Source organism: Burkholderia sp. SCN-KJ (genome assembly GCF_024656005.1).
Taxonomy (GTDB): domain Bacteria; phylum Pseudomonadota; class Gammaproteobacteria; order Burkholderiales; family Burkholderiaceae; genus Burkholderia.
Window position 1 is genome coordinate 32777 of sequence record NZ_JANKOG010000028.1, and the last position, 20911, is coordinate 53687.

The 20911-nt window shown below is 68.6% G+C and carries 18 protein-coding genes; 15 read left to right on the forward strand and 3 right to left on the reverse strand.

What is annotated here, in order from left to right; genetic code table 11:
• Nucleotides 1-24 precede the first annotated feature (24 nt).
• Nucleotides 25-681, reverse strand: a complete 657-nt coding sequence (locus tag NQV17_RS32000) for a TetR family transcriptional regulator C-terminal domain-containing protein (RefSeq protein ID WP_257775331.1) — start codon at nt 679-681, stop codon at nt 25-27.
• A gap of 226 nt (nt 682-907) precedes the next feature.
• Here NQV17_RS32000 and NQV17_RS32005 point away from each other — a divergent pair, with 226 nt between their 5' ends.
• The 12 genes from NQV17_RS32005 to NQV17_RS32060 all read left to right on the forward strand — a co-directional run bounded on the left by NQV17_RS32005 (nt 908) and on the right by NQV17_RS32060 (nt 13101).
• A complete protein-coding gene (locus NQV17_RS32005; protein WP_257775332.1) occupies nt 908-1714 on the forward strand; it encodes an ABC transporter ATP-binding protein in 807 nt (268 codons plus the stop codon).
• 94 nt (nt 1715-1808) lie between these two features.
• Nucleotides 1809-2606 carry a transporter substrate-binding domain-containing protein gene (locus NQV17_RS32010; RefSeq protein WP_257775333.1) on the forward strand — a complete coding sequence of 266 codons (798 nt, stop codon included), beginning with the start codon at nt 1809-1811 and terminating at the stop codon, nt 2604-2606.
• Between the two features lie 48 nt (nt 2607-2654).
• Entirely contained in the window at nt 2655-3371 is a 717-nt protein-coding gene (locus NQV17_RS32015) for an ABC transporter permease (protein ID WP_257775334.1), read from the forward strand.
• Between the two features lie 49 nt (nt 3372-3420).
• On the forward strand, nt 3421-4116 hold the full coding sequence (locus NQV17_RS32020) for an ABC transporter permease (protein WP_257775336.1): 696 nt from the start codon (nt 3421-3423) through the stop codon (nt 4114-4116).
• Nucleotides 4117-4168: 52 nt separating this feature from the next.
• The gene (locus NQV17_RS32025) at nt 4169-5362 is read left to right on the forward strand and encodes a pyridoxal phosphate-dependent aminotransferase (protein ID WP_257775337.1); all 1194 of its coding nucleotides are present in this window, start codon (nt 4169-4171) and stop codon (nt 5360-5362) included.
• A gap of 31 nt (nt 5363-5393) precedes the next feature.
• On the forward strand, nt 5394-6404 hold the full coding sequence (locus tag NQV17_RS32030) for a succinylglutamate desuccinylase/aspartoacylase family protein (RefSeq protein WP_257775338.1): 1011 nt from the start codon (nt 5394-5396) through the stop codon (nt 6402-6404).
• A 398-nt stretch (nt 6405-6802) separates the two neighbouring features.
• Nucleotides 6803-9211 (forward strand): ATP-binding protein, encoded by a 2409-nt coding sequence (locus NQV17_RS32035; protein WP_257775339.1) that lies wholly within the window; start codon nt 6803-6805, stop codon nt 9209-9211.
• Between the two features lie 2 nt (nt 9212-9213).
• Nucleotides 9214-9954 carry a methyl-accepting chemotaxis protein gene (locus NQV17_RS32040; protein ID WP_257775340.1) on the forward strand — a complete coding sequence of 247 codons (741 nt, stop codon included), beginning with the start codon at nt 9214-9216 and terminating at the stop codon, nt 9952-9954.
• Nucleotides 9951-10535 (forward strand): hypothetical protein, encoded by a 585-nt coding sequence (locus NQV17_RS32045; protein WP_257775341.1) that lies wholly within the window; start codon nt 9951-9953, stop codon nt 10533-10535. Before NQV17_RS32040 ends, NQV17_RS32045 begins: the two co-directional genes overlap by 4 nt.
• A gap of 22 nt (nt 10536-10557) precedes the next feature.
• Complete coding sequence (locus NQV17_RS32050; protein ID WP_257775342.1) at nt 10558-11523, forward strand: chemotaxis protein CheX; 966 nt, start codon at nt 10558-10560, stop codon at nt 11521-11523.
• Nucleotides 11524-11559: 36 nt separating this feature from the next.
• A complete protein-coding gene (locus NQV17_RS32055; protein ID WP_006765703.1) occupies nt 11560-11925 on the forward strand; it encodes a response regulator in 366 nt (121 codons plus the stop codon).
• A gap of 381 nt (nt 11926-12306) precedes the next feature.
• Nucleotides 12307-13101 carry an enoyl-CoA hydratase gene (locus NQV17_RS32060; protein ID WP_257775343.1) on the forward strand — a complete coding sequence of 265 codons (795 nt, stop codon included), beginning with the start codon at nt 12307-12309 and terminating at the stop codon, nt 13099-13101.
• Nucleotides 13102-13308: 207 nt separating this feature from the next.
• Here the strand turns inward: NQV17_RS32060 and alr are convergent, their stop codons facing one another.
• Nucleotides 13309-14430 (reverse strand): alanine racemase, encoded by a 1122-nt coding sequence (alr, locus tag NQV17_RS32065; RefSeq protein WP_257775344.1) that lies wholly within the window; start codon nt 14428-14430, stop codon nt 13309-13311.
• Between the two features lie 299 nt (nt 14431-14729).
• On the opposite strand from alr, the gene NQV17_RS32070 reads away from it, so the two are divergent.
• Nucleotides 14730-15101 (forward strand): MAPEG family protein, encoded by a 372-nt coding sequence (locus NQV17_RS32070; RefSeq protein WP_044843943.1) that lies wholly within the window; start codon nt 14730-14732, stop codon nt 15099-15101.
• A 48-nt stretch (nt 15102-15149) separates the two neighbouring features.
• Here NQV17_RS32070 and NQV17_RS32075 read toward each other — a convergent pair whose 3' ends face one another.
• Nucleotides 15150-16103: a LysR family transcriptional regulator gene (locus tag NQV17_RS32075; RefSeq protein ID WP_044843944.1), complete on the reverse strand. Its 954-nt coding sequence runs from the start codon at nt 16101-16103 to the stop codon at nt 15150-15152.
• 119 nt (nt 16104-16222) lie between these two features.
• Between NQV17_RS32075 and NQV17_RS32080 the strand changes: the two genes are divergently transcribed.
• The gene (locus tag NQV17_RS32080) at nt 16223-19765 is read left to right on the forward strand and encodes an ABC transporter ATP-binding protein (protein ID WP_257775345.1); all 3543 of its coding nucleotides are present in this window, start codon (nt 16223-16225) and stop codon (nt 19763-19765) included.
• 355 nt (nt 19766-20120) lie between these two features.
• Nucleotides 20121-20873, forward strand: coding sequence for a glutamine ABC transporter substrate-binding protein GlnH (gene glnH, locus NQV17_RS32085; RefSeq protein WP_044843946.1), 753 nt, complete (start codon nt 20121-20123; stop codon nt 20871-20873).
• Nucleotides 20874-20911 lie beyond the last annotated feature (38 nt).

A 20911-nucleotide genomic window follows, 5' to 3' on the forward strand; every position in this document is an offset into this window, starting at 1 on the left:
TGCCGGCGCGGCGCGTTGCGTGCGTTACGCGCGCTTGCGCGCCGTCTTCGACGGTGGCAGGAACGAATCGACGACGCGTAGGCAGCTCGTCAGCGCGTCCTCCGCGGTGAACGACGTCGGGTCGCGCGCGAGTTCGAGCCAGAAGCCGTCGATCACGGCCGTCAGCGTCAGCGCGGCGAGTTCGCTGTCGACGGTGCCGCCGCGCACTTCCGCGATCTGGTCGAACAGCTTCTTCAACGCCTGCCGGTAGCCGGCATACAGCTCCTTGTGCGCCTTGCGGATCACCGGATCGCTGTGCGCGACGCTCCAGAAGCCGAGCCAGACCTTCACGTTCTTCGGCGCGAACACCGGCGCGGCGAAACACACCTTGATGATCGCGTCGAGCTTGTCCTCGGGGCCCGTCGCGTTCGCGGCGGCCGCGCGCGACACGTCGAGCAGGTCGGCCGCGAGCCGCTTGTAGGTCTGCGCCATCAGCTCGTCTTTCGACTGGAAGTGATGGTTGATCAGCCCGCGCGACACCTTCGCTTCCGCGCAGATGCGGTCGATCGTGGTTTCCGAATAGCTGTAGCGCGCGATGCAGCGCATCGTCGCGTCGATGATCGATTGCTGCCGCACCGCGGGTGTTTCTCGGATGCCGCGGCTGCGGGTCTGAACCGGTGCGCTGCCAGGAGTCTTTTTCACGGGGGACCTTACGGAATCGTCATGGCACCGATTATAGGGGAGTGTCGGACGCTTGTTCAATTACAGCGATGGAACCCGCGAAAACCCTTGCTTCCGGATTATTGAAATCTGTTGAACCCTTGTTCAACAGAGCCTATACTCGACTCCGCATGAGGTTGGTCGGCCATTCAACAAGACGCCGCGATCCCGCGCGGGACGGGCGTGAGAATTCGACACAGGAGACAGCATGTTGGCGCGGGTGGAGAGCGTGAAGACGGCGGTCGATGAGCGCGTGCAGGTGACGGACCTGCACAAGCGGTTCGGCGAGCTGGAGGTGTTGAAGGGCATGTCGCTGAGCGCGCGCGAAGGCGAAGTGATCTCGCTGATCGGCGCGAGCGGCTCGGGCAAGAGCACGCTGCTTCGCTGCATCAACCTGCTCGAGACGCCGACCCGCGGGCGCATCGTCGTCGATGGCGAGGAGATCGGGCTGAAGCTCGACCGCAAGGGCCGCACCGTGCCGACCGATCCGCGCCAGGTCGAACGCATTCGCACGCGGCTCGGCATGGTGTTCCAGAGCTTCAATCTGTGGGCGCACCGCACGGTGCTCGAGAACGTGATCGAGATGCCCGTGCACGTGCTGCGCGAACCGCGCGCCGAAGCGGTCGCGCGCGCCGAGCAACTGCTCGAACGCGTCGGCCTCGCCGACAAGCGCAACGTTTATCCGGCGTTCCTGTCCGGCGGCCAGCAGCAGCGTGTCGCGATCGCGCGCGCGCTCGCGATGCGGCCGAAAGTGATGCTGTTCGACGAGCCGACTTCCGCGCTCGATCCCGAACGCGTCGGCGAAGTGCTGAAGGTGATCCGCGATCTCGCGTGCGAAGGCCGCACGATGATTCTCGTCACGCACGAGATGGCATTCGCGCGCGACGTGTCGAACAAGGTGCTGTTCCTGCACGAGGGACGCGTCGAGGAGAGCGGCACGCCGGCCGAGATCTTCGATGCGCCGCAGAGCGAACGCTGCCGCCAGTTCGTCAACGCGCACCGGCAACGTCACTGAGCCGATGGCACGGCCCGCGCGTGCCTGCCTGCGCGGCCGGCCACACCGATACCGGCCGTACCGATCTCGTATCTTTCCAGCCAGGAGTCCGACCATGAAGCGTGTCGTTCGCAGTCTGCTGTGCCTGTTGAGTCTCGTTCTCGCGGCGCTTGCGCCGTTCGGTTCCGCGCATGCGTCGTCGGGCGTGCTGCGCTTCGGCGTCGCCGCCGAGCCGTATCCGCCGTTCCTGATGAAGAGCCCGACCGGGCAGTGGAGCGGCTTCGAGGCCGACCTGATCCGCGCGGTGTGCGAGCAGATGAAGGCGAAGTGCGAGATCAAGGAAGTCGCGTGGGACGGCATCATCCCGGCGCTGCTCAGCGACAAGATCGACGTGATCTTCAACTCGATGTCGATCACGCCGGAGCGCCAGAAGGTGATCGCGTTCTCGCGGCCGTACTACGAGACGCCGGGCACCTTCGTCGGCGCGAAGAACCAGAAGCTCACGCTGACGCCGGACGGCCTGAAGGGCAAGGTGATCGGCGTGCAGGGCTCGACCGCGAACGCCGAGTTCATCAAGATGGCGTACGGCAAGACCGCGACGGTGCGGCTCTACAACACGCAGGACGATTGCAACTCGGACCTCGTCGCGGGCCGCATCGACACGATGTATCTCGACCAGCTCGGCATTCTCGACTTCCTGAAGTCGAAGGACGGTGCGACGTTCGAGCTGAAAGGGCCCGGCAGCGTGAAGATGGATCCGGCGATCTTCGGCTACGGCGTCGGCGCGGGAATGCGCAAGGCCGATGCGCCGCTCAAGCAGCAGATGGACCAGGCGCTCGAGCAGTTGCATGCGTCGGGCAAGTACGCGCAGATCGCGAAGAAGTATTTCCCGATCGACCTCTGGCCGCACTGATCGCACAATTTCGCGCCGACGGGCGCCACGCACGGACGAGGAGGCGGCATGGACGGTTGGGGATGGGTGAGCTACCTGGGCATGGACCCGGACGGCTGGGGCGTCGCGCTGCTGCAGGGCGCGGGCGTGACGCTCGAGATTTCGCTCGGCGCGTTCGTCGTCGGCATCGTGCTCGGGCTCCTGGGCGCGGCAGCGAAGCTGTCCGGCGTGCGCGCGTTCGAGCGGCTCGCGCAGGGCTACACGACGCTGTGCCGCGCGGTGCCCGAACTGCTGCTGATCCTGCTGCTCTACTACGCGGGCACCGACGCGATCAACCTGCTGATGACGGCGATCGGCGTCGGGCCGGTCGCGGTCAACGGCTTCGCGGCCGCGGTGATCGTGCTCGGCATCGTGCAGGGCGCGTATGCGGCCGAGATCATCCGCGGTGCGATCCTCGCGATCCCGTACGGGCAGATCGAAGCCGCGCGCGCGTTCGGCGCGCCGCCGGCGCTCGTGTTCCGCCGCGTGACGCTGCCGGCGATGGCGCCGTATGCACTGGCCGGCTTCACGAACCTGTGGCTGATCCTCGTGAAGGATAGCGCGCTGATCAGCGTGGTCGGCTACAGCGAGCTGCTCTACACCGCGAAGCAGGCGGCCGGTTCGACGCGCGAGTACCTGCACTACTACCTGATGGTCGCGGCCGTGTATTTCGGGATCACGTCGCTGTCGGGCATGCTGTTCCGCGAGATCGAACGGCGCTTCGGCCGCTGGATGCCGGCATCGTGACCCACGTCCCGCCTTTCCACGCATCTTTCGACCAAACCGGATCAATGCCATGGACCTGAGCGTACTGTCTTCCTACGGGTCGCTGCTGCTGCTCGGCGTGCTGACCACCGTCAAGCTGCTCGTCGTGTCGGCCGTATTCGGCTTCGGGCTCGCGATCGCCGTCGCGTTCGCGCGGCTGTCGGGCAATGCAGTCGTCGCTCGCGTCAGCAAGGCGTTCACCGAAGTGATCCGCGGCACGCCGCTGCTCGTGCAGATCTACCTGATCTACTATGGCGTCGGCTCGCTGTTCGCCGGCTGGCCCGCGCTGCGCGACAGCGTGCTGTGGCCGTTCCTGCGCGACGGCTTCTGGTATGTCGCGTTCGCGCTGGTGATCAGCGTCGGCGCGTACGTCGGCGAAGTGCTGCGCGCCGGGCTGCGCGGTGTGCCGAAGGGCGAGATCGAGGCCGCGCGCGCGATGGGGATGCGCCCGTCGATGATCGCGCGGCGCGTGTGGCTGCCGCGCGCGATCCAGATCCTGCTGCCGACGCTCGCGGGCGAAACGGTGATGCTGCTGAAATCGACCGCGCTCGCGTCGACGGTCGCGGTGATGGACGTGCTCGGCGCCGCGAACTACATCCGCGCGCAGACCTTGCGGACCTACGAGCCGCTGCTGGCGATCGCGGTGATCTACGTCGTGCTCGCGTTCGCGATCGAGTGCGCGTTCGGCCGGCTCGAGCGGCGTGTGCCGGTGCGCATGCCGCGTTGAACGAACCCTTGATGGCGCGGCGGCCGGGCGGGCGCCGCGCGACGGAGAACACATGAACTATTCGAAGCTGGTCGAGCGCCTGCAGGGCAAGCGCACGACCGCCTGGGACATTCATTACGCGGCGCAGGCGGCCGTCGCGGCGGGCGAGCCGGCGATCGTGCTGAGCGTCGGCGATCCGGATTTCCCGACCCCCGACGTGATCGTCGAACGCGCGGTGACCGCGCTGCGCGGCGGCGATACGCACTACAGCGAAGTGCGCGGGCGTGCCGAGCTGCGCGCGGCGATCGCGCGCGAGCATGCGAAGGCGTGCGGGCAGGCGGTCGGCGCCGAGCACGTGATCGTGACGGCCGGCGCGCAGAACGCGCTGTTCGCGATGGCGCTGTGCCTGTGCGAGGCCGGCGACGAGGTGCTCGTGCCGGAGCCGATGTACCTCACGTACGAAGCCAGCGTGCGCGCGTCGGGCGCGACGCTCGTGCCGGTGCCGGTCGATGCGGCTCGCGGTTTTCATCTCGACGTCGACGCGCTCGCAGCGGCCGTGACGCCGCGCACGAAAGCGATCTTCTTCGCGACGCCGTGCAATCCGACCGGCGTCGTGATGCCGCGCGCCGATCTCGAACGGATCGCGCGGCTCGCGTGCGAGCGCGACCTGTGGGTCGTGTCCGACGAGGTCTACGCGGAGCTGACGTTCGAGCGCGACATGGTCAGCATCGCGTCGCTGCCGGGGATGGCCGGGCGCACGGTGACGATCGGCAGCCTGTCGAAATCGCATGCGATGCCGGGCTGGCGGGTCGGCTGGGCGATCGGCCCGACCGAGCTGATCGAGCATGCGGAACGGCTCGCGCTGTGCATGCTGTACGGGCTGCCCGGCTTCGTGCAGCAGGCGGCCGTCACCGCGCTCGACAACAAAGCCGCGATCGTCGCCGACATGCGCGAGCTGTATCGGCGCCGCCGCGACCTCGCGTACGCGCGCCTGCGCGACGTGCCGGGGCTGCGCTGCCTGCTGCCGGAAGCCGGGATGTTCATGATGGTCGACGTGCGCGGCACGGGGCTGGATGCGCATGCTTTCACGTGGGGGCTGTTCCGCGCGAAGCAGGTCGCGCTGCTCGATGCGAGCGCGTTCGGCGAGACGGCGTCGGGCTTCGTGCGCTTCGGCTTCGTCGTCGACGACGCGAAGCTCGCCGACGCGTGCGAGCGCATCGCGGCATTCGTTGCGAGCCTCGGCGGGAACGCGCGCGCGGCGTCGTGATGCACGTTCGGAACCGGAAGGAGGAGCGACGATGATCGAAACGCTGACATGGCAGGTGCCGGGCGACGGCGGTCAGCCGCTCGCGATCCGCGCGTGGCGGCTGTCGGGCGGCGACGGGCCGCGCGTACACCTGCAGGCCGGCGTGCATGCGGACGAGATCGCCGGCATGCTCCTGCTGCACCGGTTGCTGCCGCAACTTTGCGCGGCCCACGATCGCGGCGTGCTGCGTGGCACGGTGACGGTCGTGCCGCAGGCGAATCCGCTCGGGCTCGCGCAGTTCCGGCAAGGGCGGCTGCTCGGCCGCTTCCACGACGCGACGCATCGCAATTTCAACCGGCATTTCCACGAATCGGCTGCGGCGCGCCGGCCCGCGACGACGTTCGCCGCGTGGCAGCGCACGGTGTTCGACGCCGCGTGCGACGCCGACATCGTGCTCGATCTGCACACCGATTCCGAGGCGCTGCCGTACGTGTACCTGCATCGCGATCTGTGGCCGGCTGGCCGCGATCTCGCGGCCGCGCTCGACGTGGACGTCGCGATCCTGTGGGACGAGGACGACGACGGCGCGTTCGAAGGCGCGATCGCCGCGCACTGGGTGCGCGACGGCGGTTTGCGCGAGCGACTCGTCGCGACGATCGAACTGCGCGGCCAATCCGACGTGTCCGACACGCTCGCAGAACGCGATGCCGACGGCGTCCTTGCGTTCCTGCGCGGCCGCGGCGTGATCGCGGAACCGGCCGGCGTGCGCGACTGGCATGGCGACGCCGTGCCGATCGCGCACATGGAAACCGTGCTCGCGCCGGTGTCGGGCGTGCTCGTGTACGAACGCGAACTCGGCGCGACGGTCGACGCCGGCGAGCACATCGCGCGGATCGTCGCGCAGCCGGGCGTGCCCGGCTGCGAGCACGTGCTGGTGGCGCCGCAAGCCGGGCGCATCGTCACGCGCAATCGCGAGCGGCTGGTCGCGCAGGGCGACGTCGCGTTGAAGCTGACCGGGTCGCGGCCGTCGGCAGGCTGGTCGGGCGGTGCGCTCGATCCGTGAGCGGCAATGACGCGGCCCGCCGACCCGGCCCGCGCATGATCTCCGTTTTCGCGCGTAGATGACTCCGCGAGCGATTCGATTCACGGATAATGCGCAAACGTTTCACCGGTATTCGACCGGATTGAATTGCCGAATCGAGAATCGAAGAATAAATTTCCGGATGCGATTATTCCGCGCGGCCCGGCAAGCGGCCAGAGCCTGGAGGCGCCGGAGGTTAACGGCCCATTCGAGGAAAACTTTAGGATTTTCCCGTCGCAATTAATCATTGCGATTTCCTCAACGGCCGATTGATTTTCAGTCATCGGACGGTCATACACCATCCCCGATAATTCGCCGCTCACATTCTTTCAATAGGCCAGAGCGCGATCGAAGCCGGATCGCTGCGGGGAGCTGTACTCATGACCATCCGTCATCGCATTACGCTGCTAGTCGTCCTGACGTTTTTCGCGTTGTCCGCGATCGGCGTGTACGCCGTATACCAGACGCGCAAGAGCGCGTCCGAGGTGCGTCAGGTTACCCAGGGAATCGTGCCGAGCGCGCTCGCGTCGGCGGATCTCGTCGCCGGCGTGAAGAACATCCAGATCGCGACGATGACGCTGGTGTACGCGCCCGACGCGAACACCGCCGCGCAGGCGCGCGACGAGCTGAAGGCGAAGCAGGGTGCGCTGCGCGCCGCGCTCGACGCCCAGGCGAAATCGGCGGTCGGCCGCGCACAGGAAGGCCTCGTCGCGCAGGCGAAGGACAGCGCCGCGAACTACTTCGCCGCGATCGACGACACCGTGAAGATGAAGGCCGACGGCAAGCCCGAGATGGCGCAGGCGTACCTGTTCGCGAACGTCGCGCAGTATCGCGACGAACTCGAAAGCATCGTCGACACGCTGCGCGTCGAGAAGAACCGCCAGAAGGACGACGCGATCCGTGCGCTGAACGGCATGCTCGCGACGACGGCCACCGCGATCGCGGGGGTGGCGGGCACGGTGGTCGTGCTGCTGACCGCGCTCGGCTTCGTGCTGTATCGCCAGATCACGCGTCCGCTGATCGGGATGCAGACGGCGATGAGCGAGATCGCGACGAGCCAGGATTTCACGCGCCGCGTGCCGGTGGGCCGGATGGACGAGATCGGCCATTCGATCGTCGCGTTCAACGGGATGATCGAGAAGATCCAGGAGAACGCCGCACAGCTGAAGCAGAAGACGGCTGACATCCAGGCGATGCTGCAGAACATGCAGCAGGGGATCCTGACGGTCGTCGAAGGCGGGGTCGTGCATGCGGAGTATTCGGCTTACCTCGAAACCATCTTCGAAACGAACGACATCGCCGGCCGCGACCTGATGGCACTCGTGTTCGACGATTCGGGCATCGGTTCCGACGCGCGCTCGCAGGTCGACGCGGCCGTGCATGCGTGCCTCGGCGAGGACAGCATGAACTTCGCGTTCAACGAGCACCTGCTCGTCAACGAAGTCGCGAAGCGGATGCCGGACGGCCGCGAGAAATGGCTCGACCTGAGCTGGTCGGCGATCACCGACGAGACCGACACGGTCGTGCGGCTGATGCTGTGCGTGCGCGACGTGACGGAGATCCGCGAGCTGACCGCGCAGGCCGGCGAGCAGCAGCGCCGCCTCGAGATGATCGGCGAGATCCTGTCGATCAGCCAGGACAAGTTCCACGACTTCGTGCACAGCGCGAAGGGTTTCCTCAGCGAGAACGAGCGGATGATCCGCCAGCACGAACGCGCGGATCACTCGATCGTCGCGGCGCTGTTCCGCAACATGCACACGATCAAGGGCAATGCGCGCACGTACAGCCTGCAGCACCTGACCAACATCGTTCACGAAGCGGAGCAGGCGTACGAATCGCTGCGCCGCGCCGACGGCGGCCCCGAGTGGAACCGCGATGCGCTGATGGACGATCTCGCCCGCGTGCGCGAGGCGGTCGACCGCTACGCGACGATCAACGCGGTCACGCTCGGCCGCCACGGCGAGGCGTCGCAGCATGGCGGCGCCGACTACCTGATGGTCGAGCGCGCGCACATCAGCGAGAGCCTGCGCATGCTCGACGGCGCCGATCCGGCGAACGCGGGCGACTGGCACGCGGCGCGCGATTCGGTGCGCCGCCTGTTGAGCCAGTTCGGCACGCAGGGCATCGGCGATGCGCTGGGCGGCGTGATCGAATCGCTGCCGTCGCTCGCGGCCGAACTCGGCAAGCCGGCGCCCGTCGTGCATATCGACAGCAACGGCCATCGCGTGCGCAGCGAGATCGGCGCGACGCTGACGAACGCGTTCATGCACCTGCTGCGCAACGCGATCGACCACGGCATCGAAACGTCGGACGAGCGTCGCGCGGCCGGCAAGGCGCCGGCCGGCAAGATCGACATCGCGGTCGACGTCGACGGCGATGCACTGCGCTTCGTGCTCGCCGACGACGGCCGCGGCCTCGCGCTCGACCGGATTCGCGGGATCGCGCGCGAGCGCGGCTGGATCGACGCCGGCAACGAAGCCGGGTTGACCGACGAAGCCGTGGCCGAACTGATCTTCCGCCCGGGCTTCTCGACCGCGCGCGCGGTGACCGAGGTATCGGGGCGCGGCGTCGGGATGGACGCGGTGCGCAACTTCCTGAAGCGCGACGGCGGCAATATCGCGCTGCGCTTTACCGACGATCGCGTCGGCGCGTCGTATCGCGCGTTCGAGACGATCGTGTCGCTGCCGGCGCGTTTCGCGGCGGACGGTGCGGTCAACGGCGTGGCCAACGCTGCGGCGCGCGAAGTCGGGCAGCCGGCGCACGCCGTGAACGTCGACGCAACGGAGTGATCGTGCAAGCGTGGATGATCCCGATCGGTGCCGCGCTGGCGGGCGGCCTCGTGGTCGCGGCGATCGCCGCGTTCGCGTGGCGCATCGCACGCGCGCGGCTCGTTGCCGCGCTGACGCGCGAAGCGGACGCGTTGCGCGCCGCGCTCGATGCGGCCGATGCGCGGGCCGACGAAGCCGCGGCCGCACATGCGGAAGCCGCACAGGCATGGACGCGCCGCGAAACGGAACTCGAGGAAACGCGGGCGCGCGAGGCAGCCGGCACCGGCGAGCAGCGCGACGCGCTGCAGGCGCTCGCGGCCGAGCGCGCCGCGCTGTCGCAGCACGCGGCGAAGCTCGCCGACGAAGCTGCGCGGCTGCGCGGGCTGGCCGGCACGTTCGAGCGCTGGCACGAGCAGATGATCTCGCTGACCACGCAGAACCAGGACATGCGCACGAAGAACCAGGAGCTGTCGGCGATCGTCGCGCACGTGTCGATCGTCTCGCTGAACGCATCGATCGAGGCCGCGCGCGCGGGCGCCGCGGGACGCGGCTTCTCGATCGTCGCGAGCGAGGTGCGCGGGCTTGCCGCGCGCTCGCAGCAACTGTCGAACAGCTATCGCGACAGCCTGAACCGCAACGATCTCGTGACGGCCGCGACGTTCCAGGACATCCAGGCCGGCGGCAAGATGATCACGGCCGCGCTCGCGACGGTCGAGACGCTGGCCGGGCAGCTGCATGCGCGGCTCGAAGGAGCGGCGGCGTGATCAGTGCGCAGGCCCGGGCCGGTTTCGAGCGAATCTTCTTCGATGCGGCGCGCACGCGGCTCGCGTCCGGCGGCGCATGCGAGATCCGGCCGGCTGCCGACGACGCACATGGTGCGTCACATGACCCATCCCGCACGAAGTCGCGCGCGATGCCGAAGATCGCGGAACACGTCGCAGTGCTGACGATCTCGGCGCTGCATTTCCGGCTGCTGCTCGCGCTGCGCTTTCGGGACGACGAGCCGACGCGCCGCCATTTCGCTGCGGCGACACCCGGCGCGAGCGCGCAGCGGCCGCTGCCCGAAGCGTTCATGGAAGTCGCGAACCTGTGCTGCGGCGCGATCAACCAGGCGCTGACCGTGCCGTTCCCGGATCTCGGGATGTCGACGCCTTACCTGCTGAGCGGCGCGAGCATCGACTACCTGCAGGCGCTGAATCCCGGCCACGTGGCCGCGTACGACGTGACGCTCGACGGCGACGTGCGGATCGGCGCGACGCTGTGCGTATGCGCGAACGCGCCGGTCGATTTCCACGTGTCGGAAGCGGCGAGCGTGGACACGGGCGGCGAGCTCGAACTGTTTTGACCGATTGCGAGGACTCCGCGACATGACCGTAGATCAACCCGTCAGCAAGGTGCTCGTGCTCGACGACAGCCGCGCGCATGCGGCAACGCTCAAGCGCTTCTGCGACGAGCACAACCTGGTCGGCCTGACCGTGCGGCGCAACCGGCTGCTGAAGGTGCTGCGCTCGAACATCGATCTCGGCGCGATCCTGCTCGCCGAGGACTACGGCGGCTCGCCGGACGAAAGCGCGATCGTCGCGACGCAGATCGATGCGCTGCGACCCGAGCTGCCGATCATCCTGCGCCGCATGTCGAATGGAGACGCGTCGCGCGACGGGCTGCCCGATGCGCTCGCGCGCGTCGCGTGCGCGGCCTACGTCGCCGACGACCTGACGCCGCTCAAGCGCGCGATCGACGAGTACCTGTTCGGCCGCGACTACCCGAACGCACTGGTGCGCGGCATCGCGGAGATCACCGAGGCGCGGCTCGACAGCCTGTTCCCCGGCATGACGATCGAGCGCGACACGCCGTGCATCGTGCGCGACCAGATCATCTTCGGCGAGGTGTTCAGCCTGATCGCGCTGGAAAGCGCATGGTGCCGCGGCTACATGCTGCTGCAGACGAGCGAGCAGCCACTGCTCGACATGATCGGCGGCACGCGCGACGACGGCCGCGCACCCGATTTCCGCGACGTGAACAGCGTGCTCGGCGAGCTGACCAACCTCGTGTGGGGCGCGTTCAAGAACCGCTATCTCGGCGACGCGGAGGCCCTTGCGCGCCATCCGGTGCAGGTGCCGCTCGTCGTCAATCACAAGCAGAAGTTCATTTCGTTCGGCGGCGACTGTCCGCAGCTCTGTTTCAAGTACCGGATGACCGACCCCGCATCGGGGCGGTCGGTGCGGCTCGACCAGCGTTTCGTGTTCAGCCTGAGCTGGTCGCCGGAGGATTTCCGCGAATCCGTGCAGGACGTGGGGCCGATGGTCGAATCGGGCGAACTCGAACTGTTTTGAATGTTGAAGTCGGCAACGACGAAAGGGGAAGACGGCATGGCAAAGATTCTGGTGGTCGACGATTCGGGCACGGTGCGTGACGAAGTCGCGGGTTTCCTGCGCAATCACGGGCTCGACGTCGCGACGGCGGTGGACGGCAAGGACGGGCTCGCGAAGCTCAAGGCGACGCCCGGCGTGCGCCTCGTGATCAGCGACGTGAACATGCCGAACATGGACGGCCTGACGATGGTCGAGAAGATCCGCGGCGAGCTGGCGAACACGTCGGTCAACGTGGTGATGCTGACGACCGAAAGCAGCCCGGCGATGAAGGAGCGCGGCAAGGCCGCCGGCGTGAAGGGCTGGATCGTGAAACCGTTCAAGGGCGACGCGGTGCTCGACGCGCTGAAGAAGCTCGCGGGCTGAGCCGATATTCGGCGGGAGCGGGCTCGATACCGCTTGAGCGTTCAACGTTGCGGTCCGGAACGCGCGACCGCTGCGTCGCCGGTTGCAACGGGACGTTCGCGGGCGAGCGTGCCGGGTGCGCGCAGGGCGGTGCGATCCGCATTCAGGACGGCGCGACGGGCGAAATTCGCGATGTGCGCTCCTGCACGCGACCCTGACCACGCACGCGAGTGACGCGCAGCCCGATTCCCGCGAACGTCTGCTGCGCCGGCGGTCCGTCCGCTTCGCTGGACGTCGCGCGCAAACTGGAGGACGATTCGTGATCATGTCGATCGCGAATCCGGACGCGTGTTGCCCGTGCCGCCGGTTCGCGTCCGATCGAACCCCATCGAGCGGAGCATCATGGAATCCAGTCACGAGACAGCCGAACCGATCCTGCTGCGCGAGGCCCACGACGGCGTCGTCACGCTGCGGCTGAACCGGCCGCAACAGTTCAACGCGTTGTCGGAGGCGATGCTGGCGAGCCTGCAGGACGCGTTCGATTCGCTGGCCGCCGATCCGCACGTGCGCTGTGTCGTGCTCGCCGCGCAGGGCAAGGCGTTCTGCGCGGGCCACGACCTGCGGCAGATGCGCGGCAAGCCCGAACTCGATTATTACCGCACGCTGTTCGCGCAATGCAGCCGCGTGATGCTCGCGATGCGCGCGCTGCCGGTGCCGGTCATCGCGCGCGTGCAGGGCATCGCGACGGCGGCCGGCTGCCAGCTCGTCGCCGCGTGCGATCTCGCCGTGGCGGCCGACACCGCGCGCTTCGCGGTATCCGGAATCAACGTCGGGCTGTTCTGTTCGACGCCTGCCGTTGCGTTGAGCCGCAACGTGTCGGCGAAGCGCGCGTTCGACATGCTCGTCACCGGGCGTTTCATCGATGCGGCGACGGCCGCCGCGTGGGGGCTCGTCAACGAAGCGGTGCCCGAGGATGCGCTCGACGCGGCCGTCGCGCGCAAGGTCGCGGAGATCGTCGCGAAGAGCCCGGCGGCGGTGCGCTACGGCAAGCAGATGTTCTACCGGCAGCGAGAACTGCCGCTGGACGACGCATACGCTTTTGCGGGCGATGTGATGGCGCGCAACATGATGGAAGAGGACGCCGGCGAGGGGATCGATGCGTTCCTGGAGAAGCGCAAGCCGACGTGGCGTGCGTAGTTCGTAGCGCGCGGCGCCTGTGGCCCGGTTGCGCGGGCGGGCGGGGCCTGCGTCCCGCCGGTGCTTCGCCGTCGGCACATGCGGCAAAAGCAGGCCGCAAAAGCAGACCGCACAAAACAAGCGGACCGCCCGACGCGGCCCGCAAGCGGATTCCAAGCGTCCGGATGCGCAGCGACCCGCGAGCGTGCCGCCGCATCCGCGCCCCGGTCATCGCCCGTAGCTGCCCGTGCGCGGCGCCGGCTGCACCGTCGACGCGCCGGACGGCACGACCACGACCGGCACGCGGCGCGCGAGCGCGCACATCAGCTCGTAGCCGATCGTGCCGCTGGCTTCCGCGACGTCGTCGACCTTCACCTGATCGCCCCACAGCTCGACGCTCGAGCCGATGCCGGCATCCGGGCACGGCGTCAGGTCGACGGTCAGCATGTCCATCGACACGCGGCCGACGACGCGCGTCATCACGCCGTCCACCGCGATCGGCGTGCCGGTGGGCGCGTGGCGCGGATAGCCGTCCGCGTAGCCGCACGCGACGACGCCGATCCGCATCGGCTGGTCGGCGGTGAAGCGGCGGCCGTAGCCGACCGTTTCTTCCGGCGCGAGCGTCTGCACGCCGATGATCTTGCTGGTCAGCGTCATCGCGGCCATCAGCGGCGTGTCGGCGATGTGCCGTGACGCGCCGGTCGGCGACGCGCCATACAGGATCGTGCCCGGCCGGACCCAGTCGCGATGCGCGCGCGGATGCCACAGCACGGCCGCCGAATTCGATGTCGAGCGCTCGCCCGGAATCCCGGCGGTGGCCGCATCGAACTGCTCGAGCTGCCAGTCGACTTCGCCTTCGTCGGCGTTTGCGAAATGCATCATCAGCGTGATCTTGCCGATCGATGGCGCGGCCGCGGCGCGCTCCCACGCGGCACGGAATGCGTGGGGCCGGTAGCCGAGCCGGTTCATCCCGGAGTTCATCTTCAGCTGGATGTCGATCGGTTGCCGAGGCTTCGCGGCGATCAGCAGGTCGAGCTGCGCGTCGCAGTGCACGGCCACCGTCAGCCGGTAACGATCGGCCAGTTCGACGTCGGCCGGCTCGAAGATGCCTTCGAGCAGCAGCACCGGCTTGTCCCAGCCGAGTTCCCGCACACGCACGGCTTCGTCGAGATCGAGCAGCGCGATGCCGTCGGCGGCCGCGAGGCCCGGGTAGATCCGCTCGATCCCGTGACCGTAGGCGTTGGCCTTGATCACGGCCCATACGCGCGATTGCGCGGCGGTGCGGCGGATGAAGTCGAGGTTGTGGCGGACGGCGTCGGGACGGATATGGGCGACGATGGGACGGGGCATGGGCGGGCTCGGGTCGAAAGTCGTTCGGTGCGCGCGCGGCGGCGCGGGTCAGTGGCTGGTGCGTTTGCGCACCCAGCCAGTGTTGAGCGCTATCTTATTGGTGTTCGACCAGTTTTAATTAACGTATTTGTCGGCGATTTGGTGGAATTTTTTGTACCGGACCCATGTCGACACGGCCTTCGCCAGCCTGCCTTGCCGAGTCTCCCGTCTAGAAAACCGGTGCGCGAACGGCGCGACGCAATGCTAAGCTCTGCGCGACCATGTCATTGATCAATGTAATCATAAAGGAGGGGACTTTGATGACGACGTCCCAGCTGTGCCTGTTCATCGCGGCGCTGTTGCCGTTCCCGATGACGTTCCTGGCCAAGGCCCGCAAGGGTTACGACAACCACACGCCGCGCGAGTACCTCGCGAAGCTCGAAGGCTGGCGCGCGCGGGCGCAGGCCGCGCACCAGAATGCGTGGGAAGCGCTGGCGCTGTTCACGGCCGGATTGGTCGTCGCATGGCACAACGGCGCGAATGCGCACCACGTCGACCAGCTCGCGATGGGGTTCGTCGCGATTCGCGTCGTCTATGCGCTGATGTACCTGCTGAACTGGGCGTCGCTGCGTTCGCTCGTGTGGTCCGGCGGGATGGCGTGCGTCGTCGCGCTGTTCTTCGCGACGCCGTGACGCGGTAGCGAACCGGCGATGCCTGCGCCCGCTGTGCGCGCGGGCTCGCTACGCGCCGCCCGCGTCGCGCGCGTGACTGTCGTTGGATGCGGGCGCAACGATCTTCGCGCGCTGGAGCGGCGGTGCATCGGCTTCGCGGCGCAGGAACGCGATCAACGGATCGAGCAGCCGGTGCCGCGCCGACGGATTGCGGCGCAGCACGAAGCGCCACGACGCATCGCGCTCGAGGCCCGGCACCAGCGGCACCAGGCGGCCGCTGCGCAGTTCGGGCTCGATAAGCGGCACGCGGCCGAGCGCGATGCCCGCGCCGCCGACCGCCGCGCCGATCACCTGGCTGAAACTGCTGTAACGGACGATCTTCGTCTCGAAGTCGTCCGGCAGGCCGAAGTGCACGGCCCAGTTGCGCCAATCGATCTCGGGGCTGTCCTCGTGCATCTCCTGCAGCAGCCGCGAGCGGCACACGTACCCGGATGCGTACGGGAACAGCTCGGGGCTGCACACCGGAAACACGGTCTCCCGCATCAGGATGTCGTCGTCGGCGCGCAGCCGGTGCGCGGGCACGTGCACGATCGCGAGATCGACGCCGCTGCGCGCGAAATCCGGTTCGTCGTCGACCACGACGGCGTGCAGCGGTGTGTCGGGATGAAGCGACGAGAATTCCGCGAGGCGGCGCGCGAGCCACATCGACGAAAACGGCGCGTTGGCGGACACGGTCAGCCGTTGCGCGGTGGTGCCGCGAATCTCGGCGCACGCGTCGGTCAGCTTCGACAGCGCATCGCTGACGGCCGGCAGCAGGCGGGCGCCCGCTTGCGTGAGGCCGATGCCGCCGAGCCCCGTGCTGCGTTCGAGCAGGCGGGCACCCAGCGATTCCTCGAGCGCGCGGATCTGGTGACTGATCGCGCTCGTCGACACGTTCAGCTCGGCCGCCGCGCGTGCGAACCCGCCGAGGCGGACGGCCGCCTCGAAAGCACGCAGCGCGCTGAGGGGTGGGAGGTGCGACATGCGGGGTATTGTAGTTGACTCAACACCCGTTGAAAAATCATCTTTTGCCGCGCGTCGGGGGCGCGGGTAGCCTTGGTCCGGTCAATCGAATCGAACGAAAAAACCGACCGGAGGGCTTCATGTATTTCGACCGACGACTATGGGCGATGATGGCGGGATTGCGCTGGCGGGTCGCCGCCGCGGTCGCGCTCGGGCTGCTCGCGATGGGTGTCGGCATCCTGCGGTTCGTGTTTCTCGGCCGTGTGCTCGCGCTTGTCTTTGCCGGCGCGCCGGCGCGCGATATCGCCGAAACCGTCGTTGCAACCGCGGCCTGCGTGCTGCTGCGCGCATGGCTCGACCATCGCCGCACGGTGCTCGCGCAGCAGACGGCCGGGCGTGTGCAGTCCACGCTGCGCGCGCGGCTATTCGACCGGATCGCGACGCTCGGCCCCGCATGGTTCAGCGGCGAGCGCACGGGCGGCGTGATGCTGGCTGTCGTCGACGGCGTCGAACAGCTGCAGACCTTCTTCGGCGTCTACCTGCCGCAACTCGTGATCGCCGCGTGCGCGCCGGTGATGATCTTCGCGGTGCTCGCATGGTGGGACGTGCCGACGGCCGCGATCCTGCTGGTCGCGGCGCTCGTCACGCTCGCGCTGCCGCAACTCGTGCATCGCGCCGACCGGCGCGCGGCGCTCGCCCGCTCGGCCGCGTTCAAGGCGTTCGGCGAGGAGTTTCTCGACGCGGTGCAGGGCCTGCCGACGCTGAAGGCGTTCGGGCAGAGCGGCGCGTTCGGCGCGAAGCTGGCGGCGAAGGCGCGCGCATTGTGCGACAGCACGTTCTGGGTGCTCGCGCTCGGGCTGCTGACGCGGCTCTTCACCGATCTCGGCACCGGCCTCGGCGCGGCGGCGGCGATCGCGGTCGGCGCATGGCGCGTGCGCCACGGCGACATGAGCCTCGAGGCGCTGCTGATCGTGCTGATGGCCGGCAGCGAAATCTTCCGGCCGCTGCGCGACCTGCGCGGCGTGCTGCACCAGGGGATGATCGGCCAGTCGGCGGCGAACGCGATTCACGCGCTGCTCGATGCGGGCAGCGACACGCCGGCCGCCGCGGCGCCGCGCGTGCCGCACCTGCGGCCGGAGATCGTGTTCGACGGCGTCAGCTTCGCGTATCCGGGGCGTCGCGCGGATGCGCATGCGGCGCTGGGCTTCACGGTGCGCGAAGGCGAGACGGTCGCGATCGTCGGCCCGAGCGGCGCGGGCAAGTCGACCATCGTGCGCCTGCTGCTGCGCCAGCACGATGCGCAGGGCGGCACGATCCGCATCGGCGGGCACGACGTGCGTACGCTCGACGCCGATCAGGTGCGCGAGATGATCGCGGTGGTCGCGCAGGACGCGACGCTGTTCGACGGCAGCGTCGCCGACAACCTGCGGCTCGGCCGGCCTGATGCGAGCGACGCGGACATGATCGCGGCCGCGCGAGCCGCCAATGCGCACGATTTCATCTCGGCGCTGCCCGACGGCTATGCGACGCGCATCGGCGAACGCGGGCTGATGCTGTCGGGCGGCCAGCGCCAGCGGATCGCGATCGCGCGCGCACTGTTGCGCGATGCGCCGATCCTGCTGCTCGACGAGGCGCTGTCGTCGGTCGATGCGGAGAACGAAGCGCTGATCCAGCAGGCGCTCGACCGGCTCACGCGCGGGCGTACGACGCTCGTGCTCGCGCACCGGCTGTCCAGCGTGATCGGCGCCGATCGCATCCTGGTGCTCGACCAGGGGCGGGTGGTCGACGCGGGCACGCACGCGGAACTGATCGCGCGCGACGGCCCGTATCGCCAGCTGATGGGGCCTCAACTGGAGGCCGCCGCCGAAGCCGTCGGCACGGCCGCGATGACCGGCGGCGCGGGCGCGCATGCCGCATCGGGCCCGCAGGTCAGGCCGCTGAACGACGACGCGGCGACGATCGGCTGGCCCGAAACGTTGCGCGCGCTGCTGCGCTTCGTCGGTCCGTGGAAGGGCAAGGTCCTGTTGACCGTGCTGTTCGGGATCGGCCGCGTGCTCGCGTTCATCGGCGTCGGCGTGATCGGTGCGCGGGTGGTCGGCGGCGTGTCGGACGGACACGCGAACGGCGCGCTCGTCGCGGCGCTGCTGGTCGTCGCGCCGGTCGCGGCGGTGCTGCACTGGCTCGAATCGTGGCTCGCGCACGACATCGCGTACCGGCTGCTCGCCGAGATGCGCATCGCGCTGTTCGCGACGCTCGAACGGCTCGCGCCGGCCGGTTTGCTGCGGCGCCGCTCAGGCGACCTGGTCGCGCTCGCGACGCAGGACGTCGAGACCGTCGAATACTTCTACGCGCATACGCTCGCGCCGGCGTTCGTCGCGGTGCTGGTGCCGGCCGGCGTGCTGGTGTTGCTCGCGTCGGTCGCATGGCCGCTCGCGCTGGTGTTGCTGCCGTTCCTGCTGTGGGCCGGGCTGGCGCCCGTGCTGGCGCGGCGCGACGTCGACCGGCTCGGTACCGGCGCACGCGAGGCGCTCGGCCTGCTCGGCGCGCACCTGACCGAAACGATCCAGGGGCTCGCGGAACTGACCGCGTTCCAGGCACTCGCGCGCCGGCGTGCCGCGTTCGTCGCGCAAGCCGACGCGTACCGGCAGCAGCGCGCGAAGCTGCTCGACGATCTGTCGGCGCAGAGCGCCGCGCTCGAAGTCGCGAGCGGGCTCGGCGGGCTGGCCGTCGCGGCACTCGGCGCGCTGCTGTGCGCGCGCGGCTGGTTCGCGCACGAAGCGTTGCCGCTGCTGGTGCTGGTCGCGGTGGCCGCCTTCATGCCGGTGGCCGAGATCGGCCAGGTCGCGCGGCAGCTGGCCGACACGATTGCATCGACGCGGCGCTTGCGCGCGCTCGAGAAGGAGCCGGTGACGGTCGTCGACGGCGCGCATGCGCTGTCCGGCGACGCGACCGTGCGGTTCGAGGACGCGGGCTTCACGTACCCGGGCCGCGGCGTGCCGGCGATCGATCGCGTGAGTTTCGAGGTGCCGCCCGGCAGCACGGTCGCGCTGGTGGGCGCATCGGGCGCCGGCAAGTCGACCGTCGCGAGCCTGCTGCTGCGCTTCTGGGATCCGCAGCACGGGCGCGTGACGCTCGGCGGCGTCGACCTGCGCGATCTGCGGCTCGACGATCTGCGCCGGCACATCGCGCTGGTTGCGCAGGATACCTATCTGTTCAACGACACGCTCGAAGCGAACATCCGGCTCGCGGCGCACGATGCATCGGACGAGGACGTCCGGCGCGCGATCGACCACGCGGCGCTGGGCGCATTCGTCGCGCGGCTGCCCGACGGGCTCGCGACGCGGGTCGGCGAGCGCGGCGTGCAGCTGTCCGGCGGACAGCGCCAGCGCGTCGCGATCGCCCGTGCGTTCCTGAAGGATGCGCCGGTGCTGATCCTCGACGAAGCGACGTCGCACCTCGACACGATCAGCGAGCAGCAGATCCGCGCGGCGCTGGAGGACCTGATGGCGCAGCGGACCTCGATCATCATCGCGCACCGGCTGTCGACCGTCCGCAACGCGGACACGATCCTCGTGCTCGAGCACGGCAGGATCATCGAGGCGGGAACGCATGCGGCGCTGATCGCGCGGCAGGGTGCGTATGCGCGGCTGGTTTCGCATCAGGCGAGCGGGGTGGCGGCGTAACGGATGTCGCGTTGAAGTCGTGCCGGGCGGCGTGGCCGCTCGAAGTTTATTCCGTTCGTTGAGCGGCGGCGGTTGCCGGCAAATACCGCTCGCCCGCCTCATCCCCGAGTCTAGGCCGCGCTGCGCGCTCCCGCCGTCATTCCCCCGCCTTTTCCTCCGACCAATCCCGCCCGTCCCGCGCGGGTTTGTCTCGATGCAATTACCTGTTGCGCGTTTTTTTGTTGTCGTAGTATCCGTGTTGACAACACTTGTTGCACTAATGTCTAATTCAACATCGCATGTTGCGGTGCGGCTTGATGTCGTCGTTCCCCGGCCAGCCGGCCGGTTACATCGCTCAACCATGCGGAGAAATGCCATGAGTCGCCGTTCCTTCCTGAAAGCCGTCGCGGTGGTCGCCGCGCTCGGCGCCAGCATCGCGCACGCGGATACCAAGACGCTCGTCGTCGGGACCGATACGTCGTTCATGCCGTTCGAGTTCAAGCAGGGCGACAAGTACGTCGGCTTCGATCTCGACCTGTGGGCGGAGATCGCGAAGGACCAGGGCTGGAAATACACGATCCAGCCGATGGATTTCGCGGGTCTCATCCCGGCGCTGCAGACGCAGAACATCGACGTCGCGCTGTCGGGGATGACCATCAAGGAAGAGCGCAAGAAGGCGATCGACTTCTCCGCGCCGTACTACGACAGCGGGCTCGCGGCGATGGTGCAGGCCGACAACACGTCGATCAAGTCGATCGACGACCTGAACGGCAAGGTGATCGCCGCGAAGACGGGCACCGCGACGATCGACTGGATCAAGGCGCACCTGAAGCCGAAGGAGATCCGCCAGTTCCCGAACATCGACCAGGCGTACCTCGCGCTCGAGGCCGGCCGCGTCGACGCGGCGATGCACGACACGCCGAACGTGCTGTTCTTCGTGAACAACGAAGGCAAGGGCAAGGTGAAGGTCGCGGGCCAGCCGGTGAGCGGAGACAAGTACGGGATCGGCTTCCCGAAGGGCAGCCCGCTCGTGCCGAAGGTCAACGCGTCGCTCGTGAAGATCAAGTCCGATGGCCGCTACGCGCAGATCTACAAGAAGTGGTTCGGCGCCGAGCCGCCGAAGCTGTGAGCGTGACGGCGCAACAGGGCGCGGCCGGGCGGCCGCGC

Excerpts from the sequence above, each read along its gene's own strand:
- NQV17_RS32005 (WP_257775332.1), top strand. The coding sequence starts at position 908 with ATGTTGGCGCGGGTGGAGAGCGTGAAGACGGCGGTCGATGAGCGCGTG.
- NQV17_RS32010 (WP_257775333.1), top strand. The coding sequence starts at position 1,809 with ATGAAGCGTGTCGTTCGCAGTCTGCTGTGCCTGTTGAGTCTCGTTCTC.
- NQV17_RS32015 (WP_257775334.1), top strand. The coding sequence starts at position 2,655 with ATGGACGGTTGGGGATGGGTGAGCTACCTGGGCATGGACCCGGACGGC.
- NQV17_RS32020 (WP_257775336.1), top strand. The coding sequence starts at position 3,421 with ATGGACCTGAGCGTACTGTCTTCCTACGGGTCGCTGCTGCTGCTCGGC.
- NQV17_RS32025 (WP_257775337.1), top strand. The coding sequence starts at position 4,169 with ATGAACTATTCGAAGCTGGTCGAGCGCCTGCAGGGCAAGCGCACGACC.
- NQV17_RS32030 (WP_257775338.1), top strand. The coding sequence starts at position 5,394 with ATGATCGAAACGCTGACATGGCAGGTGCCGGGCGACGGCGGTCAGCCG.
- NQV17_RS32035 (WP_257775339.1), top strand. The coding sequence starts at position 6,803 with ATGACCATCCGTCATCGCATTACGCTGCTAGTCGTCCTGACGTTTTTC.
- NQV17_RS32050 (WP_257775342.1), top strand. The coding sequence starts at position 10,558 with ATGACCGTAGATCAACCCGTCAGCAAGGTGCTCGTGCTCGACGACAGC.
- NQV17_RS32055 (WP_006765703.1), top strand. The coding sequence starts at position 11,560 with ATGGCAAAGATTCTGGTGGTCGACGATTCGGGCACGGTGCGTGACGAA.
- NQV17_RS32060 (WP_257775343.1), top strand. The coding sequence starts at position 12,307 with ATGGAATCCAGTCACGAGACAGCCGAACCGATCCTGCTGCGCGAGGCC.
- alr (WP_257775344.1), bottom strand. The coding sequence starts at position 14,430 with ATGCCCCGTCCCATCGTCGCCCATATCCGTCCCGACGCCGTCCGCCAC.
- NQV17_RS32070 (WP_044843943.1), top strand. The coding sequence starts at position 14,730 with ATGACGACGTCCCAGCTGTGCCTGTTCATCGCGGCGCTGTTGCCGTTC.
- NQV17_RS32075 (WP_044843944.1), bottom strand. The coding sequence starts at position 16,103 with ATGTCGCACCTCCCACCCCTCAGCGCGCTGCGTGCTTTCGAGGCGGCC.
- NQV17_RS32080 (WP_257775345.1), top strand. The coding sequence starts at position 16,223 with ATGTATTTCGACCGACGACTATGGGCGATGATGGCGGGATTGCGCTGG.
- glnH (WP_044843946.1), top strand. The coding sequence starts at position 20,121 with ATGAGTCGCCGTTCCTTCCTGAAAGCCGTCGCGGTGGTCGCCGCGCTC.